The 18388-nt window shown below is 41.2% G+C and carries 15 protein-coding genes; 2 read left to right on the top strand and 13 right to left on the bottom strand.

Annotated elements, in window-relative coordinates:
- Positions 1-629: 629 nt before the first annotated feature.
- The 4 genes from H5158_RS16275 to H5158_RS16290 are packed head-to-tail and all read right to left on the bottom strand — an operon-like array spanning position 630 to position 7123.
- Positions 630-3032: a GNAT family N-acetyltransferase gene (locus H5158_RS16275; protein WP_182740435.1), complete on the bottom strand. Its 2403-nt coding sequence runs from the start codon at positions 3030-3032 to the stop codon at positions 630-632.
- The gene (locus H5158_RS16280) at positions 3032-4231 is read right to left on the bottom strand and encodes an MFS transporter (protein ID WP_182740436.1); all 1200 of its coding nucleotides are present in this window, start codon (positions 4229-4231) and stop codon (positions 3032-3034) included. Before H5158_RS16280 ends, H5158_RS16275 begins: the two co-directional genes overlap by 1 nt.
- On the bottom strand, positions 4228-5544 hold the full coding sequence (locus tag H5158_RS16285) for a lysine N(6)-hydroxylase/L-ornithine N(5)-oxygenase family protein (protein WP_145241673.1): 1317 nt from the start codon (positions 5542-5544) through the stop codon (positions 4228-4230). The genes H5158_RS16280 and H5158_RS16285 overlap by 4 nt, the downstream gene beginning before the upstream one ends.
- Positions 5537-7123: an aspartate aminotransferase family protein gene (locus H5158_RS16290; protein WP_259398814.1), complete on the bottom strand. Its 1587-nt coding sequence runs from the start codon at positions 7121-7123 to the stop codon at positions 5537-5539. Before H5158_RS16290 ends, H5158_RS16285 begins: the two co-directional genes overlap by 8 nt.
- Positions 7124-7252: 129 nt before the next feature.
- Here H5158_RS16290 and H5158_RS16295 point away from each other — a divergent pair, with 129 nt between their 5' ends.
- Complete coding sequence (locus H5158_RS16295; RefSeq protein ID WP_182740445.1) at positions 7253-9340, top strand: TonB-dependent siderophore receptor; 2088 nt, start codon at positions 7253-7255, stop codon at positions 9338-9340.
- A gap of 15 nt (positions 9341-9355) precedes the next feature.
- Entirely contained in the window at positions 9356-10099 is a 744-nt protein-coding gene (locus H5158_RS16300) for a siderophore ferric iron reductase (protein WP_182740437.1), read from the top strand.
- A 59-nt stretch (positions 10100-10158) separates the two neighbouring features.
- Here the strand turns inward: H5158_RS16300 and glmU are convergent, their stop codons facing one another.
- The 9 genes from glmU to atpB all read right to left on the bottom strand — a co-directional run bounded on the left by glmU (position 10159) and on the right by atpB (position 18383).
- On the bottom strand, positions 10159-11517 hold the full coding sequence (gene glmU / locus H5158_RS16305; RefSeq protein ID WP_182740438.1) for a bifunctional UDP-N-acetylglucosamine diphosphorylase/glucosamine-1-phosphate N-acetyltransferase GlmU: 1359 nt from the start codon (positions 11515-11517) through the stop codon (positions 10159-10161).
- Positions 11518-11834: 317 nt separating this feature from the next.
- Positions 11835-12257, bottom strand: a complete 423-nt coding sequence (locus H5158_RS16310; RefSeq protein WP_145241679.1) for a F0F1 ATP synthase subunit epsilon — start codon at positions 12255-12257, stop codon at positions 11835-11837.
- A 13-nt stretch (positions 12258-12270) separates the two neighbouring features.
- Positions 12271-13656 (bottom strand): F0F1 ATP synthase subunit beta, encoded by a 1386-nt coding sequence (atpD, locus tag H5158_RS16315; protein WP_145241681.1) that lies wholly within the window; start codon positions 13654-13656, stop codon positions 12271-12273.
- Between the two features lie 33 nt (positions 13657-13689).
- Positions 13690-14550 carry a F0F1 ATP synthase subunit gamma gene (gene atpG / locus H5158_RS16320; protein WP_145241683.1) on the bottom strand — a complete coding sequence of 287 codons (861 nt, stop codon included), beginning with the start codon at positions 14548-14550 and terminating at the stop codon, positions 13690-13692.
- A gap of 60 nt (positions 14551-14610) precedes the next feature.
- Positions 14611-16152 (bottom strand): F0F1 ATP synthase subunit alpha, encoded by a 1542-nt coding sequence (atpA, locus tag H5158_RS16325; protein ID WP_145241685.1) that lies wholly within the window; start codon positions 16150-16152, stop codon positions 14611-14613.
- 14 nt (positions 16153-16166) lie between these two features.
- Positions 16167-16700 carry a F0F1 ATP synthase subunit delta gene (gene atpH, locus H5158_RS16330; RefSeq protein ID WP_145241687.1) on the bottom strand — a complete coding sequence of 178 codons (534 nt, stop codon included), beginning with the start codon at positions 16698-16700 and terminating at the stop codon, positions 16167-16169.
- 15 nt (positions 16701-16715) lie between these two features.
- Positions 16716-17186, bottom strand: coding sequence for a F0F1 ATP synthase subunit B (gene atpF / locus H5158_RS16335; protein ID WP_145241689.1), 471 nt, complete (start codon positions 17184-17186; stop codon positions 16716-16718).
- Between the two features lie 52 nt (positions 17187-17238).
- A complete protein-coding gene (gene atpE / locus H5158_RS16340) occupies positions 17239-17472 on the bottom strand; it encodes a F0F1 ATP synthase subunit C (RefSeq protein WP_009838908.1) in 234 nt (77 codons plus the stop codon).
- A 68-nt stretch (positions 17473-17540) separates the two neighbouring features.
- Entirely contained in the window at positions 17541-18383 is an 843-nt protein-coding gene (gene atpB / locus H5158_RS16345) for a F0F1 ATP synthase subunit A (protein ID WP_145241691.1), read from the bottom strand.
- Positions 18384-18388 lie beyond the last annotated feature (5 nt).

Here is an 18388-nt window from a genome sequence, read left to right on the forward strand (position 1 = left end):
CGCCAGCGTTCAATCTGAGCCATGATCAAACTCTTCAATTAAAAGTTTTTTCTGTCCCGAAGGACATGCTCAATGAATTCTGAATTTATTTAATATCTTTCGATATTGAATTGACTGTGCCGAAGCAACTTATAAATAAGTTACTTCTGTTGGTCACTCAGTTTCAATTGAGACTCTAAATTTTTTGCTTTGCTTAGCGAACTAAGCTCGGCTGTTAGAACTCAATCTGTACGAGTGCCCACACAGATGATTGCTTTATATTGTTAAAGAACGTTGCGGTTAAAGTTAAACTTTATCTCGCTAGGGCTGCGCATATTACGCTTTCCTATTTTTTTGTCAACACTTAATTTTTAGTTTCTTTTAAAAGATTTCAAAGCTAAGTTTTACTCGACTTACTTACCGTTTGTTCAGCGCTTTTCATTGCTGCCTGCCGGGTCAGTGGATGCGCATTATAGGGATATTCTTGAGGCCGTCAACGCTTTATTTCAGTTTTATTAAATTAATTAACTATTTGCTCAAAAGGCATACAAACAAGGCGTTGCAGCGTTATTTTCGCTTAAATTTTCAGCTATGAGAGCAACCAAGCTGCGCATACAGACCTGATCCATCTCATAGCTAAATAGCAATTATTAAACTGTTGCACTGTTATCTTTTTTAATTGGATTAAATGCGGCTATCGGATTGATTAATTTTCCTTCAAATTTAAGATTTTTTGCCGGATCTGCCAAATCTATCATTTGCTGATTATTACTTAACTGTAATCGGTTTAAACACGACAAGGTAAAATCAGCACTAAATAGATCATACTTGATAAACTTATCTTTTAGTTCTGGGTGTGATTGTTGATAGCTAATTACACACTCTGCAACTTGTTGCCAAAAGTCTCGTTCTGAATAGTCGTTTTGCTGATCAAGGATATCAGCCACGAACCTAAAGAAACAATCAAACACATCTGTAAAAATTGACAACACTTTTAATTCATCGGGCACATCCACAGTTAAGCGTTGAATATTATCCGCCAGTACTAAATCTTTATTAAGAATAGCTATCTCCTCGGCAATATCTTTCATTATTGCTTTGGCTGGAATGTTGTTCTCAAGTAACAGGATCAAGTTTTCACCATGAGGCATAAAGACTAAGTCATGGGAGTAGAAACAATGAAGGAGTGGATCTAAGTATGCTTTTAGATATTTAGCAATCCATATATGAGTACCTATCTTGGCTGATTTTATCAAAGCAGGTAATAACGCTTGTCCTTGATTATCTATATGCAGCAGCGACGCCATGGTCATTAAGCGCTGATTACTCTTTATCTTTGGCATTGGGCTTTCACGCCAAAGTGCAGAAAGCATTTTTCGATATGGACTGTATTGATCGGTTGCGGCTTCTAGAGCGTGATTATAATAACCAATTGCTGCAACCTCACGCAGAATTGTAAAACCGGATCCAGCTAAGTACGGATCCTGTGATACTACTTGTGCTACCCAATCGTTAATTACGGGAGTTGCACTCATATAATAAGGCGATAAACCACGCATGAATCCCATATTCAAAATTGACAGTGCGGTCTTTACATAGCGTTTATGCGGATGTGTTTTATTGAAAAAAGTACGAATAGACTGCTGCGGCTGATATTCATCTTCACTGTATCCTAAGCAAACCAAATGCTGATCAGCAATATCGTTAGAGAATAACGACGCGAGTTTATTAAACCACTGCCAAGGATGAACGGGGAAAAAAAAGTAATCGTCACTATTTACTCCACGCGCTAATAGCTTTTGCTTAAATGACTCTATGGTGTGCGTCGATAGCTCTTGCGTTATGAGTGTTTGATAATCTAAATCATCGGTGGTCGAAAACACCACTCTATCTTTATGCGCACCTAGCCAAACCAACTGTAAGTGCGCGCCAGTCTCTGGTGCGTATTGGCGATAATCATTGGTATCAAACCCTATTCGACCATTGTTTGCTATAAAGCAAGGATGACCTTCCGTCATCGCACTCTCTACCTGTTGAAAATCCGCAGTGGTGAGTTGCTCGGCAGTCAATGCTGACAGCTGATGCTTATAAGCACTGCCATATAAAGTACTGGCTATTTCTTCTAAATAAGTAGGCAGCATAGCTTGGCTGATACCTAAACTATGTTGTAACTCACAAATAAAGGCGATTGAATCGAGCTCGGCTACTTGGTTATCTATTTGTTTTTCAATTGAGTCTGCTGCTATATGCCAGTGATTCAAATACCCCAGCTTGGCTTTAAAGCGATAAACAATGCTTTCTTTGTCTGTACTGAGCTCAAAATATTGCCAATCTGCATCTTCATTGGTCAATTGCGGTTTTATCAGCCGCTCATGAGCAAACTCACTCAAAGCTTTGCGAACATGTAACCTATTTACATGCCGCCATAGCTGTGGCGTTAAATGACTGACGGCTTGCTCTGGGCTCAGGGGAATGTGCTTCATAGTATTATCCTTATTTAATGCGTGATAAAAGTTATCACGCGTGCAAAATGCGAGATGTGCGGTTTTATGAGTTAACCTAACCGCAGATTGATAACGAAAGCCGGCTTTAGTATTCAAACAATGAATTTTGTTATTGCGAATATCGGGTTCAACAATAACGCGCTGATTTTTGTCATTAGCAAAAATGAAATTCATCACCAGTTGAAACACCGACCAAGTAAAGCCATGCACCTTGTTATTGCTTTGGGCAATCAGAATGTGCATGCCAATATCACCTGCTTTGACGGGGTAATGATTACCTATTTCATCTAATAGAGGGTCATATAACTCAACTAAAAAACACGCGCTATTGTTTGCGTAGCCGATATAAATATCACTATGTGCTAACAGGCTTAGATATTCTTGCTGTAACTGCTCAATGGTAAATTCCTGCATGCCCCAAAACTGCGCATGAGGCTGAGTAACCCACTGGTGAATTAACGCGAGATCTTGTGCAAGGCTAAATGGCCTTAAGCTAAGCTCTGCGATATTAGTAAACTGCTGACAAAAAACAGCTGCTGTAATGGACATTATTGAGCCCTCGTGGTCGATGCCAGATTGGCGCAAGGAGTATGGCGTCGACTTTGCTTGCTCAGTAGCCATAAACAACAAGCAGATATAGCGAGCCCACCAGCGGCGACCCAAAAAGGTATTACTAAACCAGAGCTTTTAACCAGCAAACCCGCGCAGTAAGAAGCTAAAAGTACACCTAAGCTTTGGCAAAAACTGACTTTACTAAAATCTTCAGCGTACTTGTCTGGCGTACTCACTTGGTAAAGCAGCAGATCAAGACGCACAATAATAATGAATAGCGATAGACCGAACAGGCAGCGTCCTGCGATCACTACTAAGTAAAGAGGGCTGGCTTGTAATGCAACGCCTGTAATGATCAACATAAAGACAACTAATAAGTTGATGGGGTTGCGATTTGTGTGCTGCCGCCAATGATTAAAGCACAGCGCAAGCAATGCCATAAAAGCAGGGATAGAAAACACAACACTCGCTAGGACGATACTGGAGGTGTCGCTAATACTTTGCCAATATGCCGCAAAAAAAGGCCGGATCAAAAAAGCACTAAAGTAAAAGCACAACATAACAATGCCAAGTTGATATACAGGCCAACGACTTGATGAAGTGATTGATGTTTTTGCTACTGGAGGCGACTGATTTTTACTAGGCGCTGCTAATCTTATGAGATAGGCGCACACAAAAACCTGAGTAAAATCGCTTAGAGCCATTATTAAAAATGCGGCTTTGCCAGGAAGAGCCGATAACACAAAGCCACCAGCAAGTGCGCCAAGTATGGCGCCAAAGTGCACCACAACACTAAGCATTGCAATCGTCGCAACGTGATTTTTTTTCGCTTCCAAGCTCATTAAGTATGGATAAACCAGTAAATAGCTGGCTTTAAAAGCAAACATAGCCATGGAGGAAAACCAAAACCAATTTAAGTCGCTAGCAAAAAAGCTACTGACACTAAATACACCCGCAGCAATTTGGCTATAAACCAATAAAGGTAGCACATTAATGTATTTACTAATGAAGGCCCAAATAGGAAAACATACCATGACAACAAAGCAGCTGGCAGCAATGTAAGTGCCAACATAGGCAGGGTCACTTATATTAAATACCGCACTAAAGAAAGTAGGATAAAACGGCAATAACATTGAATCACTGAGCACTGCAAATACCGTTACCGCGATCAACAAAACTTTAAACTGCTTACTCATGCGCGAAACTGCTCTACTTCGTCGCTTAACTCATAATTGGGCGCAGCAAACTCCTGAAAAGCTATTTTACGTTCTATTGGATAATATTCATGTCCGGTGATCGCACGAATAATACAAGAGTTGCGATAACATGCCATGCCTAAATCAGGAGTCACAAAACCATGGGTGTGTTGCTCTGTATTTTGTACAAAAATACGTTGATGCTGCTTGTCTATTGAGTAATTACGAGCAACTTGATAAAGCCCCGCGTCGTCACTATCAATGCAATGACTGATCCCAGCTAAAAAGCTCGGTTGGTAAGACTGATAACCCGTTGCAAAAATAACGCTTTGGGTGTTTAGTGAATAACCTTGCTGCTGTTCAGTTTGCTCTAAGCTAAGTTCAAAACCCTGCTGGTGGCTCAGGTAGGTCATATCAATCAATGCCGAGTTTGTGTGCAAGCTTACTGGCAATTTAGCTGTTAGCCGTTTGCTATAAAGCAAATCAAAAATATTGTTGATCAATTCGCTATTAATACCTTTATAGAGATTATGCTGACGACGATTTAACTGCTGGCGTTTTTGTTCTGGTAATTGATAAAAATAATCAACGTATTCTGGTGAGGTCATTTCTAACGTTAATTTAGTGTATTCGAGCGGATAAAACCGTGAAGAACGAGTAAGCCAATTTAGTTGATAATCATGCTGATCAATCTCTTGTAATAAATCATAAAAAATCTCAGCGGCACTTTGCCCGCTACCAATAATGCTGATCGACTGTTTTTGCTGTAATTGACTTTTATTGGCTAAGTAGTTGCTAGAATGAATAACCCCCTCTTGCAACTTAAATGCTTGAGCACATTGAGGATGACGTGGCACCGGCCCGGTGCCTAACACTAAATGTTTAGCTAGATACACTTGTTCTGCTGTTTGTACTATATAAATATCTTCGTCTTGGCTGTACTCAACATGCTGAACCTCTGAATTAAAACGTATATTAGGCAGCTGCTTTGTTGCCCACTGGCAATACTGATTATATTCTTGGCGAAGTAAGAAAAAGTTTTCTCTAATATAAAAAGAATACAGTCGACCTTGCTGCTTTATATAGTTTAAAAAGCTATAAGGGCTAGTAGGGTCAGCAAGCGTTACCAAGTCAGACATAAAGGGGGTTTGTAAACTTACCTCAGGAAGCATCATGCCTGGATGCCAATTAAACTCAGCTTTTTTATCTAAAAAGAGGCTGCTGACTCCTTCAAGTGGCGCAGTTAAACATGCCAGACTTAAATTAAATGGCCCTAAACCAATACCAATAACATCATAAATGGACTTATCCATAGCTAACTTCCTCCAGTGCAAGACTTAAAGGAGCATGTTCGTTCGCTAAATCACTTGCTAAGTATTGATAACCATATTGCTTTATAAGCCTTACAACTTGCTGGATATCATTGATAGTGGTGGCACAGTTCAGTAAGGTGAACTTTAAATATTGTTTATCTGCTACCTTAGTTGCCGCGATCAACGCCTCACCTTGGCGAGATAACTGTTTACGAATATATTTATTTACGGCGTCCAATTCACTATCTGTAGCACCGCTATCGCCAACAAAACGAAATACCAGTGTACTTAACTGCGGCTGATGAATAATTTCAATATCTGCTTCAGAGGCTAATAACAAATAACCTTGTCGTGCTAAATGCATCACTTGTTCAAATGCTACACCTAAGTTTTGAGCTCCTACCGTACGCAGTGAAAACCACAACTTTAACGCATCAAAACGTCGTGTGGTTTGAATGCTCTTATTGCATAGATCTGGCGTTCCCGCTTGTTGCTGACTTAATGGGTTTAAATATTCGGCATGATAAGTAACAACTGATAGATGTTGCTTATCTTTTACAAAAAAAGCACTGCAGCTAACAGGCTGAAAAAATGACTTATGGTAATCAATAGTGACCGAATCTGCGCATTCAATACCCGCTAACTTGTGTTTATTATTGGGCGTTATTAATAAGCCCCCGCCATAAGCAGCATCAACATGAAGCCACGCACCACAGCGCTTAGCTATTTCAGCTATCTGCGTTAATGGATCGATACTACCAAAATCAGTTGTTCCAGCTGTTGCAACGATGGCCATAACGATATCGCCTTGTTGCTGACAGTCTTCGATTGCCTGATTTAAAGCGGTCATATCCATTCTAAAATATTCATCACACGGAACGCTTACAACAGCATCGTAACCAAGTCCTAAAATTGCGGCGGCTTTTTGAATACTAAAATGGCTAACTTTTGAGGTGAAAATTTTTAGTCGTTTAAAGTCGTGTGGTAAACCTTGCTGTTTATTAGTATGCCCTGCATATAACTGGCACTGAAAATCACGAGCTAACAACATCGCCATCAAATTAGATTGCGTACCACCACTGGTAAATACGCCATCAGCTAGCTCACCAAGCGCTAGTTTTGAGAGTGTCCAATCTACGATACTTTGTTCAATAAAAGTGGCACCACCACTTTGATCCCAGGTCTCTACAGCAGTATTAATCGAAGTAGCGAGCAATTCAGCAAGGATACTTTGATAAACAATCGGACAATTTAAATGCGCGAGATAGCGTGGATTATTAAAATAAACAGCATCTTTAAGATAAAGCTGAGCAACTTCTTCTAGTGCGTCCGGTATATCAAACAGCGGTTGATTAAGGTCAATACCAATAAATTTTTTAGCTAGCTCCTGCGGTAATATACCGCTAAATGGTTTTTGTTGTGTTGCGATTGTTTGCTCCAACAATTGCATAACCTGCTCAAGACCTATTTTAAAATTATCTATATTTTCCTTATTAAACATTGAATTAAGCATTGAACTTGCTTCATTAGTTGAAGCTTGCTGCTGTGAATCCGCCAGTAACACATTTAACTGAACCATGAGCACGATCACCTTTAATTGAAAACAATTGATAAATCTAAATGAGAATGTATACTAATCGCGTTTCCAATAAAGTGTCAATGGTTTAATTCTAGTAAAATTTAAGGAGTGATTGTGTTAAAAAAATCAATGTTTGGACTATCTGCAATATCATTATGTTTAATGAGTAACTATGGGTTTGCTGCAGAAAAGCCAGCCGCAGACGACATAGAAAGTATTGAAGTATATGGAAAAAGTTATCGTTCAACAGGGACCAAATCGAGTTTGACGCCGATTGAATCGCCTATGAGTTTTGAGGTTTACGACAATAAATTACTAGAGTTACGCCAAGTAGATACCGTTAATGAAGCATTGCGCTATGTTTCTGGGATCACACCTGAAAATCGCAGTACAGTAACGATTTTTGACCAATATACGATTCGTGGTTTTGAAAGTTACCGTAATTTTTACGATGGTTTACCGCTGCAATACAACCTAGCTTATAACTTAGCTCCACAAGTAGATGCGTATGCAACACAAAGTGTCGAAATTTTAAAAGGCCCAGCATCGGTTTTATACGGATCGGCACCTCCAGGTGGCATGGTTAACCAAACAGCAAAAACGCCACAAGCATCCTCTGAGCACAATATTAGAGCCCGAATTGGTAGCAATAGCTTGGCTGAATTAGCTTTAGATAGCACAGGCGCTATTACCGACGGCGTTAATTATCGCTTTATTGCAATTGCCCGTAGCCGCGACGGCCAACAGCAAACAACCGAAGAAGAAAGAATCACCATTGCGCCCTCAGTAACTTTTGAGATAAGTGAGCAAACAAGCTTAAACCTTAACTTATATTATCAAGACGATCCTAAAATGGTGCCATCAACGCCATTACCCGCGAAAGGCACACTTTACGAAGCCAGTTACGGTAAGTTAGATGCTGATGCGTATGCTGGCGATGAAAACTGGGCTGAGTTTGCTCGTGAAGTCACTATGATCGGGTATAAATTAAATCATGAATTTTCAGATTCAATTTCGTTTTTACAAAACTTTCGTTATACCAATGCCGATGCCACGCAACAAAATAGCTATGACTTCGGCTTAGCGGATGCAGATAAAATTTTAACTCGTACTGCCTATAAAACCATTGAAGACGCTGAAGGCTTCGTGATTGATAACCAACTCGCTGTGCAATTTGGTTTAGCGAATACTAATCATCAGCTATTATTTGGCTTTGAATATCAAACCCTTGATTCTACATTTGACTATGCCGACACTTTTGGTGCAAATACGCCAACACTTGATTTATCAAATCCAGATCACAGCCAGTTTAATGCAGCTACTACAGCCGCTTTAGATAGCTATCGTCAATTTAGCCGTTTAGAGCAATCTCAACGCGGTTTTTATCTTCAAGATGAGATAAAGCTCGATGCGCTGACAGTGATTGCTGGCCTTCGTTATGATAATTACTACAGTGTTACAGATGATACGAAAAGCGGTATATCTAGTAGTCAAGAAATCGATCAAAGCGATACCACTTTTCGTATTGCAGCAATTTATACCTTTGATAATAACATTGCTCCTTATGCCAGTTACTCAGAATCATTCGAGCCCACTTCGGGGGTAGATACCTTAACTGGCAAAGCATTTAAACCAACGACCGCAGAGCAAATTGAAGTCGGGATGAAATATCACAACAATGATGCAACAACTAAAGTAACCGCGGCCTTTTTTGATTTGCGCAAACAAGATGTGGTGGTTAACACTCCAGACTTTATGAAATACACACAAAATGGTGAAGTACAATCGAAGGGTTTTGAGATCAGTGTTTATCAGCAACTCACTGACACTCTTGATGTTACTGTAAATCTAACAGATATGGATGTTGAGGTAATAGATAATCCACAAAACCCGGCATTGGAAGGTAAAACACCAATTTGGGTAGCAGAGCAACAAGCCTCAATGTGGTTAAATTACTTCTTTAACGATGCACTGGAATTTAATGGCGGTGTACGTTATGTCGGTGAAAGTCAGTTAGATGCCTTAAATTCCGATACAGTACCGGGTTATACCTTGCTTGATGCTGCCGCTAGCTATCGTTTTAACGACAGCTATAAAATCGGTTTAGCCGTGAGTAACTTAACAGACAAACGTTATGTGGGTGCTTGTTTTGATATAAATGGCTGTTGGATGGGCGCTGAGCGCAGTGTTGAGCTTAGTTTAAACGCCTCATTTTAAGTATTTAAACTCGTTATGAACGCTGAACAACTCGCCCTTAGTAAGCTGTTAAAGCTTGCTAAGGGCTACCACAGAGCTTTAAATGTACCAGAAAAATCAACAGATTGGCTCGATATACAATCCAGTTCATTGCTGGTTGCAAGGTTACACCAGTATTGGCAGCAGCAATACCCCGCTGCTGGGCGCAGTTATTGGGCAATCAAAAGCTGGGGAATGCTGTATTGGCAACCTGTCTATTTAGCGCTTATCAGCGTTCATGAACTTAATATGAGTTTTTCTTTGCAAAACTTTAAGCAACACTATCAGCAAGGTGTTATTGCAGGGCTGCAACTATCCACTATAAAAGCGCAGTACCATCAAAACCAGCAACAGGCAGTAACGGATATGGCTGCCCATTTGAAACGCTATGTTGTTAAGTTACTCACAGATTTAAACCTCGTTGCAAGGCTTAATGAGCGTTTGGCGATGTCCTTATTAGCTGACACGCTATTAGCAATACTACTACTTCATGCAAAGCGAAAGCCGCAGTTTAATATTCAAGTAATGGCAGCGCACTGGTTGCATGCTCTCGATATCTCAGAGGCAGGGGAGTTTATTATGCTTACAGCTTGCTCAGACTCATTAGCATTAACGCGAAAAACATGTTGTTTGCATTACCAAATAGGTAATGTTGCAAAGTGCGCTAATTGCCCAAAACAACCTCAGCAAATTAAAGTTCAACGGATGCAACAGGAGTTAATAGCAGTATGTTACAGCTAAATAAAAAGCAAAAAGCGAGTATAAACTCGCTTTTCTAGCTAAGGTAAACACTACTGCACTTACTTTTTAACTGGGCGTTTCCAACCGGTTAAGTTGCGCTGTTTTGAACGCGCGATTGCTAGCTGTTCATTTTCAACCGTGCTGGTGATCACAGAACCTGCACCAACTGTTGCTGTTGCGCCAATGTTTACCGGTGCAACAAGCGATGAGTTAGAGCCAATAAAGGCATTATCACCAATAATGGTTTTGGCTTTATTTACGCCATCGTAGTTACAGGTAATAGTACCGGCACCAATATTTACTTTTTCGCCAATTTCAGCATCGCCTAAGTAAGAAAGATGGTTTGCTTTAGAGCCTTTGCCTAAACGGGTTTTTTTCATCTCAACAAAGTTACCAATATGCGAGTCTTCTTCCATAATGGCACCTGGCCGCAGGCGAGCATAAGGACCTAAAGTACACTTGTCGGCTACGCTTGCATCATCAATTAAGGTATTAGCTTTAATAATCACGTTATCGCCAATCGTACAATTTTTAAGTACGCAGTTAGGGCCAATTTCAACGTTATTACCAAGAGTAACTTTACCTTCAAAAATAACGTTTACATCAATTAGTACATCTTCACCCGTTGTCACTTCGCCGCGTACATCAATGCGAGCAGGATCGGCAAGCGTTGCACCATTAAGCATTAACTGTTCGGCTTGCCATGCTTGATAAGCACGCTCAAGACCTGCAAGTTGTACGCGGTTATTTGCACCTTCAACTTCCATTGGATGATCTGGTTGTGCTGAGCTTATCTCTACACCTTCACTGTGCGCCATGGCGACTATATCTGTGAGGTAGTATTCACCTTGCGCGTTTTCGTTAGATAAGTTGCCTAACCAGCTTTTGAGTAATTTACCATTTACAGCCATGATGCCAGTGTTTACTTCGTTAATAAGTAATTGCTCTGCGCTTGCATCTTTTTGTTCAACAATCCCTACTAGCTTGCCATCAACACGTAACATGCGGCCATAACCATTAGGGTTAGCTAAATTTACAGTAAGCACGGCTAAGCCGTTTTCAGGTGTGGCAGCGAGTAAACGCTCAAGGGTTGATTGCTTTGTTAATGGTACGTCACCGTATAAAACCAATACAGTGTCTTCATCATTAATATGTGGGTTTGCTTGTGCCACCGCATGGCCAGTACCAAGCTGCTCAGCTTGAAGTACCCAGTTTACATCGTTGTCAGCAAGTTGTTGTTGTAATAATTCACCGCCATGACCAAAAACTAAGTTAGTAGATGTCGCACCGAGTGCTTTAGCATTATCGATAACGTGTTGCACCATAGGTTTACCGGCAACTTTGTGCAGCACCTTAGGTAGAGCAGAACGCATACGAGTACCTTTACCCGCAGCAAGAATTACAGTAGTAAGTGACATTAAAACAATTTCCTTCTTTCTTTGTTTTATTGAAATGAATAAGCGCGTGTAAATTCAAAAAGATTACGTAAGTCACATCATGTGCACTTACTCAATGGCAATCTAGCAGTAGCCACTGAATCTAAGCTGAAATCACAACTTGCTTTGTATTAGTTATATTGTAACGGGGATCGATGAAGGATATAAGTAAAAATAATGATAAAGAGCTGTAAAAGTAGAGTTTAGAAAAATGATAGCGTTCTAATAAAATAACAATGCAGTATATTTCAAGCACAAAAAAGCCCACATAAAGTGGGCTTTTTGAAAACCAGATAGGCTTACTTTTTACGTAATTGCTGAATAACGCGTAGCTGTGCAATTGCTTCTGCAAGTTGTACTGCTGCTTGTTGATAATCTAATTCAGCGGCTGAAGAATTCGCCATTTGCGCTTCAGCTTCACGTTTAGCTGCTTCTGTTGCTTGTTCGTCAAGGTCTTCACCACGAACCGCTACATCAGCCAAAATAGTCACTATGTTCGGTTGCACTTCTAGAGTACCACCAGCAACATACATTACTTCTTCGTGACCAAATTGCTTTACTAAACGTACCATACCAGGTTTAAGGGCAGTCAATAGTGGCGCATGTCCTGGGTTTACACCTAGTTCACCTTCACTACCGCTTACTTGAATCGATTCAACCAGACCAGAGAATAACTTCCGCTCTGCGCTTACTACGTCAAGATGTACAGTCATAGCTGCCATACTACCCTCCTAATTACATGTTTTTGGCTTTTTCTTGAGCTTCTTCGATAGAGCCAACCATGTAGAACGCTTGCTCTGGCATATCATCAAATTCACCGTTTAAGATGCCTTTGAAGCCAGCAATTGTGTCTTTAAGTGACACGTATTTACCCGGTGATCCTGTGAAAACCTCTGCCACGAAGAATGGCTGAGATAGGAAACGTTGGATTTTACGTGCACGAGATACAAGTTGCTTATCTTCGTCAGAAAGCTCGTCCATACCTAGGATTGCAATGATGTCTTTAAGTTCTTTATAACGCTGAAGAACTGTCTGAACGCCACGTGCTGTATCGTAGTGCTCTTGACCAATTACTAATGGATCAAGTTGACGTGATGATGAATCAAGTGGGTCTACCGCTGGGTAGATACCAAGTGACGCGATATCACGCGAAAGTACTACTGTTGCATCTAAGTGAGCAAACGTTGTTGCTGGAGATGGATCCGTTAAATCATCCGCAGGTACGTATACCGCTTGGATTGAAGTGATTGAACCCGTCTTAGTAGATGCGATACGCTCTTGCAGTACACCCATTTCTTCAGCAAGTGTAGGCTGGTAACCTACCGCTGATGGCATACGACCAAGAAGTGCAGATACTTCAGTACCAGCAAGTGTGTAACGGTAGATGTTATCTACGAAGAAAAGTACGTCGCGACCTTCGTCACGGAACTTTTCAGCCATAGTAAGACCTGTTAACGCTACGCGTAAACGGTTACCTGGAGGCTCATTCATCTGACCGTATACAAGCGATACTTTATCAAGTACGTTTGAATCGTTCATTTCATGGTAGAAATCGTTACCCTCACGAGTACGCTCACCAACACCGGCGAATACTGAGTAGCCGCTGTGCTCGATTGCGATGTTACGAATAAGTTCCATCATGTTTACGGTTTTACCAACACCGGCACCACCGAATAAACCAACTTTACCACCTTTAGCGAATGGACATACAAGGTCGATTACCTTGATACCAGTTTCTAAAAGTTCTACTGAACTTGATTGCTCTTCGTATGAAGGCGCTGCACGGTGAATAGACATACGGTCTTCTTCGCCGATTGGACCAGCTTCATCGATTGGCTCACCAAGTACGTTCATGATACGACCAAGCGTTGCTTTACCAACTGGAACTTGAATCGCTTCACCTGTGTTTGATACTAATGCACCACGGCGTAAACCGTCAGTAGTACCTAGTGCGATAGTACGTACCACACCGCCACCTAGCTGTTGTTGAACTTCTAGAGTCAAACCAGCTAAATCGCCATCTGTTATTTTTAACGCGTCATATACGGCTGGCACGCTGTCTTGTGAAAATTCAATATCCACAACGGCGCCGATAATTTGGACGACCTTACCTAAACTCATGTCTATTCCTCTCGTTAATCTTTGCCCGAAGCATTAAACTGCTGCTGAACCAGAACAAATCTCACTAATTTCTTGTGTGATTGCCGCTTGGCGAGCCTTGTTATAAACAAGCTGTAACTCATCCATAAGGTCGCCAGCGTTATCAGTTGCAGCTTTCATTGCAACCATACGGGCGGCCTGTTCAGAGGCAGCATTTTCAACTACACCTTGGTATACTTGAGATTCCACAAAACGAACCATTAATGTATCCAAAATTGCTTTTGGATCTGGTTCGTAAATGTAATCCCAACGGTGTGCAAGTTCTTTGCTTTCGTCTTTTGGCAAAGGCAACAACTGATCGATTGTTGGCTCTTGCTTCATGGTATTTACAAACTTGTTGTAAACCACATACAAGCGGTCTAATTTGCCTTCATTGAATGCTTCTAGCATTACTTTTACCGGACCAATTACGTCGGTAATAGAAGGCGCATCGCCTAACCCTGATTTTTTGGCAAGTACTGTTCCACCAAAACGGTTAAAGAAAGTGCCGGCTTTTGAGCCCATAACTGCGAAATCTGCAGAAACACCTTTTTCTTTCCACGCTTTGATATCTAAAGATACTTTCTTAAACTCATTAGAGTTCAAGCCACCACATAAACCACGGTCGGTAGAAATGACGATATAACCAACGCGCTTGACCTCACGCTCTTCCATATATGGATGGCGATATTCAAGGTTAGCATTAGCAACATGACCGATCACTTTGCGTAAATTTTCAGCGTACGGACGGCTTGAAGCCACTCGTTCCTGTGCCTTTTTCATTTTAGACGCAGCAACCATTTCCATAGCGCTAGTGATCTTTTGAGTATTTTTAATACTACCGATCTTGCTTTTAATCTCTTTTCCGCTGGCCATGACTCTTTCTCCGAATCAAGGTGTGCTTTAGCGAACTAAAGCGCACCATTTATAACTAAATTACCAAGTTTGCGTAGATTTAAACTTCTCTAGAAGTTCTTTAAGCTGCGCTTCGATCTCGGCATTGTAGTTACCAGTTTCATTGATTTGAGCCATAAGCTCTGCGTATGTGCTGTTTGCATAAGAAAGTAACCCAGCTTCGAAATCCATGATTTTAACGATTTCGATATCTTGAAGGTAACCTTTCTCTGCTGCAAATAACGACAAAGACATTTCAGCAACAGACATTGGCGCGTACTGTTTCTGCTTCATTAGCTCTGTTACACGCTCACCATGCTCAAGTTGAGCACGAGTTGCATCATCAAGGTCAGACGCGAACTGCGAGAACGCAGCTAATTCACGATACTGAGCTAGGGCTAGACGAATACCGCCACCTAGTTTCTTAACGATTTTAGTTTGTGCAGCACCACCAACACGCGATACCGAGATACCAGCATTTACTGCCGGACGGATACCTGAGTTGAATAAGTCAGTTTCTAAGAAGATCTGACCATCGGTGATAGAGATAACGTTAGTCGGTACGAACGCAGAAACGTCGCCGCCTTGAGTTTCAATGATTGGCAATGCCGTCAATGAACCTGTTTTACCTTTCACTTCACCATTGGTGAACTTTTCAACGTACTCAGCGTTTACACGCGATGCACGCTCAAGAAGACGAGAGTGAAGATAGAATACGTCACCTGGGTATGCTTCACGACCTGGTGGACGCTTAAGTAGCAATGAGATTTGACGGTAAGCAACTGCTTGCTTAGATAAATCATCATATACGATTAATGCGTTTTCACCACGGTCACGGAAGTATTCACCCATAGTACAGCCCGCGAACGGTGCTAAGTACTGAAGTGCCGCAGACTCAGAAGCAGATGCAACAACTACGATAGTATTTGCAAGTGCACCGTGCTCTTCTAATTTACGTACTACGTTAGCAATAGTAGATGCTTTTTGACCAATCGCTACGTACACACACTTAACGCCTGTGTCTTTTTGATTGATGATTGCATCGATTGCTAGTGCAGTTTTACCTGTTTGGCGGTCACCGATCACAAGTTCACGTTGACCACGACCCACTGGGATCATCGCATCGATAGATTTATAACCAGTTTGTACTGGCTCATCTACTGATTTACGTTCGATTACACCCGGTGCAATTTTTTCTACAGGTTCAAAACCGTCGTTATCTAAAGCGCCTTTACCGTCGATAGGTGCACCTAGTGTGTTTACAACACGACCAAGTAAACCAGCACCAACAGGAACTTCTAAGATACGACCAGTTGTGTATACTTTTACGCCTTCTGTAAGGTCAGCGTATGGACCCATTACTACTGCACCAATTGAGTCACGCTCAAGGTTTAGTGCGATAGCATAACGGTTGCCTGGAAGCTCAATCATTTCACCTTGCATACAGTCAGCAAGACCGTGGATGCGAATGATACCGTCAGTAACAGATACAATTGTACCTTCGTTACGAGCTTCACTTACAACTTCGAACTTCTCAATACGTTGTTTGATCAGATCAGAAATTTCAGTGGAATTAAGTTGCATGCTCTTCTTCCCAATTACGATTGTAGTGTAGTGGCTAAACGGTTTAATTTACCGCGAACAGTGCCGTCGATTACTGTGTCTCCAGCCTTAATCATAAGGCCACCAACAAGTGATTCGTCAACACTACAATTCAGCTTAACTTTGCGTGCGAAACGTTTTTCAAGTGCCGCTACCAGTGTTTCTTGCTGCGTTGCAGCAAGGGTTGTTGCAGAGGTGATGTCAACATCAATCTCTTTATCGTAATCTGCTTTAAAAGCAGAGAACAATTGTGCAACAGCTGGTAGGGCGGTCAAACGTCCATTTTCAGCCATAACCTTTACAAGGTTTTGACCGTATTCGTTGAGTTGCTCTGCACAAACAGAAATAACAATTTCTGATTGCTTATCAGCAGAGGCGCTTCCAGTTAGGAATTGAGCGACTTGTTCATTTTTCGCCACTTCTGAAGCAAAAAACAACATATCATTCCAACTCTCAACTACGCCTTTTTCAACGGCAAATTCAAAGGCCGCTTTAGCGTATGGGCGAGCGATTGTAGTCAATTCAGACATGCTCAGACCCTCCTATTAAAGCTCAGCTACAAGTTTTTCAACAATGTCGCTGTGCGCGGCTTCATTGATTTCGCGCTCTAGAATCTTCTGTGCGCCGATAACCGCTAAAGTAGCAACTTGCTTACGCAGTTCTTCTTTAACACGGTTACGCTCGGCTTCAATTTCAGAATGACCTTGAGCAATGATGTTTTCGCGCTCGTCGTGACCACGAGATGTCTCTTCGTCTACGATTTGCGTTGCACGCTTCTTAGCTTGCTCGATGATTTCAGCAGCTTGTGATTTAGCTTCTTTAAGTTCTGCAGTTGCTTTTTTACGAGCAAGTTCAAGATCTTTTTCAGCTTTATCAGAGGCCGCTAAACCATCTTCAATTTTTTTCTGGCGAGCTTCAATAGCACCGTTAAGTGGTGGCCACACAAACTTCATGCAGAACCAAACAAAAACGATAAATGCTATTAATTCGCCGAGTAGAGTAAGGTTTAAACTCACAACCACTCCTCCTTAGTCAATAGTTGATCGCGGATAAAGTATTTTTTCAATATTAAAGTGCGAACAACATGTATAGACCAATACCTACACCGATCATCGCGATAGCATCGATAAGACCCGCTACGATGAACATTTTAACTTGTAGTTGTGGTGCAAGCTCAGGTTGACGAGCAGCAGACTCAAGGAATTTACCACCTAAGTTACCAAAACCGATAGCAGTACCTAAAGCACCAAAACCGATAAGTAACGCTACAGCGATATATTTAAGACCTAGTACGATTTCCATTGTTTTCTCCGATTAATTTTCAAAGTTTAAAGTTTAAGTAAAAAAATCTTTATTGAACTGACGTCTGATTAATGATCAGTTGACGCCATGCTCAGGTATACAATTGTTAGCATCATGAAAATGAATGCTTGCAATACGATTACGAGAATGTGGAACACAGCCCATACGAAATGCAGTGGTAATTGGAATAAGCCAATCGCTGCAATCAGAATGAAGATCAATTCACCTGCGTATAAGTTACCAAATAAACGTAGTGCCAATGAGATTGGCTTAGCAAACAAGGTTACTAGCTCTAGTAACAAGTTTACTGGAATAAATAGTGCTTGAACCACTGGGTTCTTAACGTTAAACGGTTGTAATGTAAGTTCTTTAACAAAACCCATAACGCCTTTAACGCGAATCGAATAAAAGATGATAAGTGCGAATACACCTAAACCCATTGCTAACGTTAAGTTAAGATCGGTTGTAGGTACCACTTTCATATAAGTATGCGATTGACCGCTTGAAATAACATCCCAAGACTCACCACTAATCAATGCCGCAGCAGTTGGTAGGAAGTCAACAGGTATTAAATCCATTAAGTTCATCAAGAATACCCAGACAAAAATTGTCAGAGCAAGAGGGGCAATTAGTTTACTTTTACCGTGAAAGGTATCTTTCACGTTAGAGTCAACGAATTCTACGACCATCTCGATAAAGCACTGAAATTTACCAGGAACACCAAGCGTTGCTTTATTCGCAGCGCGCTTGAAGATCCATAGAAAGATCAATCCTAAACCGATAGACCATGCGAGGGTATCGACATTAAGTACCATCCACCAATTGTTAGGGTCGTCGGATAGACGCACCTGACCGTTGGTTAGGTGGTGCTTGATGTAACCCGTTAGAGTTAGCTCTTCACCTGCAGCCATGTTAT

It is taken from the genome of Pseudoalteromonas sp. SR45-6 (genome assembly GCF_014163545.1).
GTDB classification, from domain to species: Bacteria; Pseudomonadota; Gammaproteobacteria; order Enterobacterales; family Alteromonadaceae; genus Pseudoalteromonas; species Pseudoalteromonas rhizosphaerae.

What these genes read in the sequence shown, in the direction of transcription:
- atpG (WP_145241683.1), bottom strand. Translation starts at nt 14,550, where the DNA reads ATGGCCAGCGGAAAAGAGATTAAAAGCAAGATCGGTAGTATTAAAAAT.
- H5158_RS16275 (WP_182740435.1), bottom strand. Translation starts at nt 3,032, where the DNA reads ATGTCCATTACAGCAGCTGTTTTTTGTCAGCAGTTTACTAATATCGCA.
- atpH (WP_145241687.1), bottom strand. Translation starts at nt 16,700, where the DNA reads ATGTCTGAATTGACTACAATCGCTCGCCCATACGCTAAAGCGGCCTTT.
- atpE (WP_009838908.1), bottom strand. Translation starts at nt 17,472, where the DNA reads ATGGAAATCGTACTAGGTCTTAAATATATCGCTGTAGCGTTACTTATC.
- H5158_RS16300 (WP_182740437.1), top strand. Translation starts at nt 9,356, where the DNA reads ATGAACGCTGAACAACTCGCCCTTAGTAAGCTGTTAAAGCTTGCTAAG.
- glmU (WP_182740438.1), bottom strand. Translation starts at nt 11,517, where the DNA reads ATGTCACTTACTACTGTAATTCTTGCTGCGGGTAAAGGTACTCGTATG.
- atpA (WP_145241685.1), bottom strand. Translation starts at nt 16,152, where the DNA reads ATGCAACTTAATTCCACTGAAATTTCTGATCTGATCAAACAACGTATT.
- H5158_RS16310 (WP_145241679.1), bottom strand. Translation starts at nt 12,257, where the DNA reads ATGGCAGCTATGACTGTACATCTTGACGTAGTAAGCGCAGAGCGGAAG.
- H5158_RS16285 (WP_145241673.1), bottom strand. Translation starts at nt 5,544, where the DNA reads ATGGATAAGTCCATTTATGATGTTATTGGTATTGGTTTAGGGCCATTT.
- atpB (WP_145241691.1), bottom strand. Translation starts at nt 18,383, where the DNA reads ATGGCTGCAGGTGAAGAGCTAACTCTAACGGGTTACATCAAGCACCAC.
- H5158_RS16280 (WP_182740436.1), bottom strand. Translation starts at nt 4,231, where the DNA reads ATGAGTAAGCAGTTTAAAGTTTTGTTGATCGCGGTAACGGTATTTGCA.
- H5158_RS16290 (WP_259398814.1), bottom strand. Translation starts at nt 7,123, where the DNA reads ATGGTTCAGTTAAATGTGTTACTGGCGGATTCACAGCAGCAAGCTTCA.
- H5158_RS16295 (WP_182740445.1), top strand. Translation starts at nt 7,253, where the DNA reads ATGTTTGGACTATCTGCAATATCATTATGTTTAATGAGTAACTATGGG.
- atpD (WP_145241681.1), bottom strand. Translation starts at nt 13,656, where the DNA reads ATGAGTTTAGGTAAGGTCGTCCAAATTATCGGCGCCGTTGTGGATATT.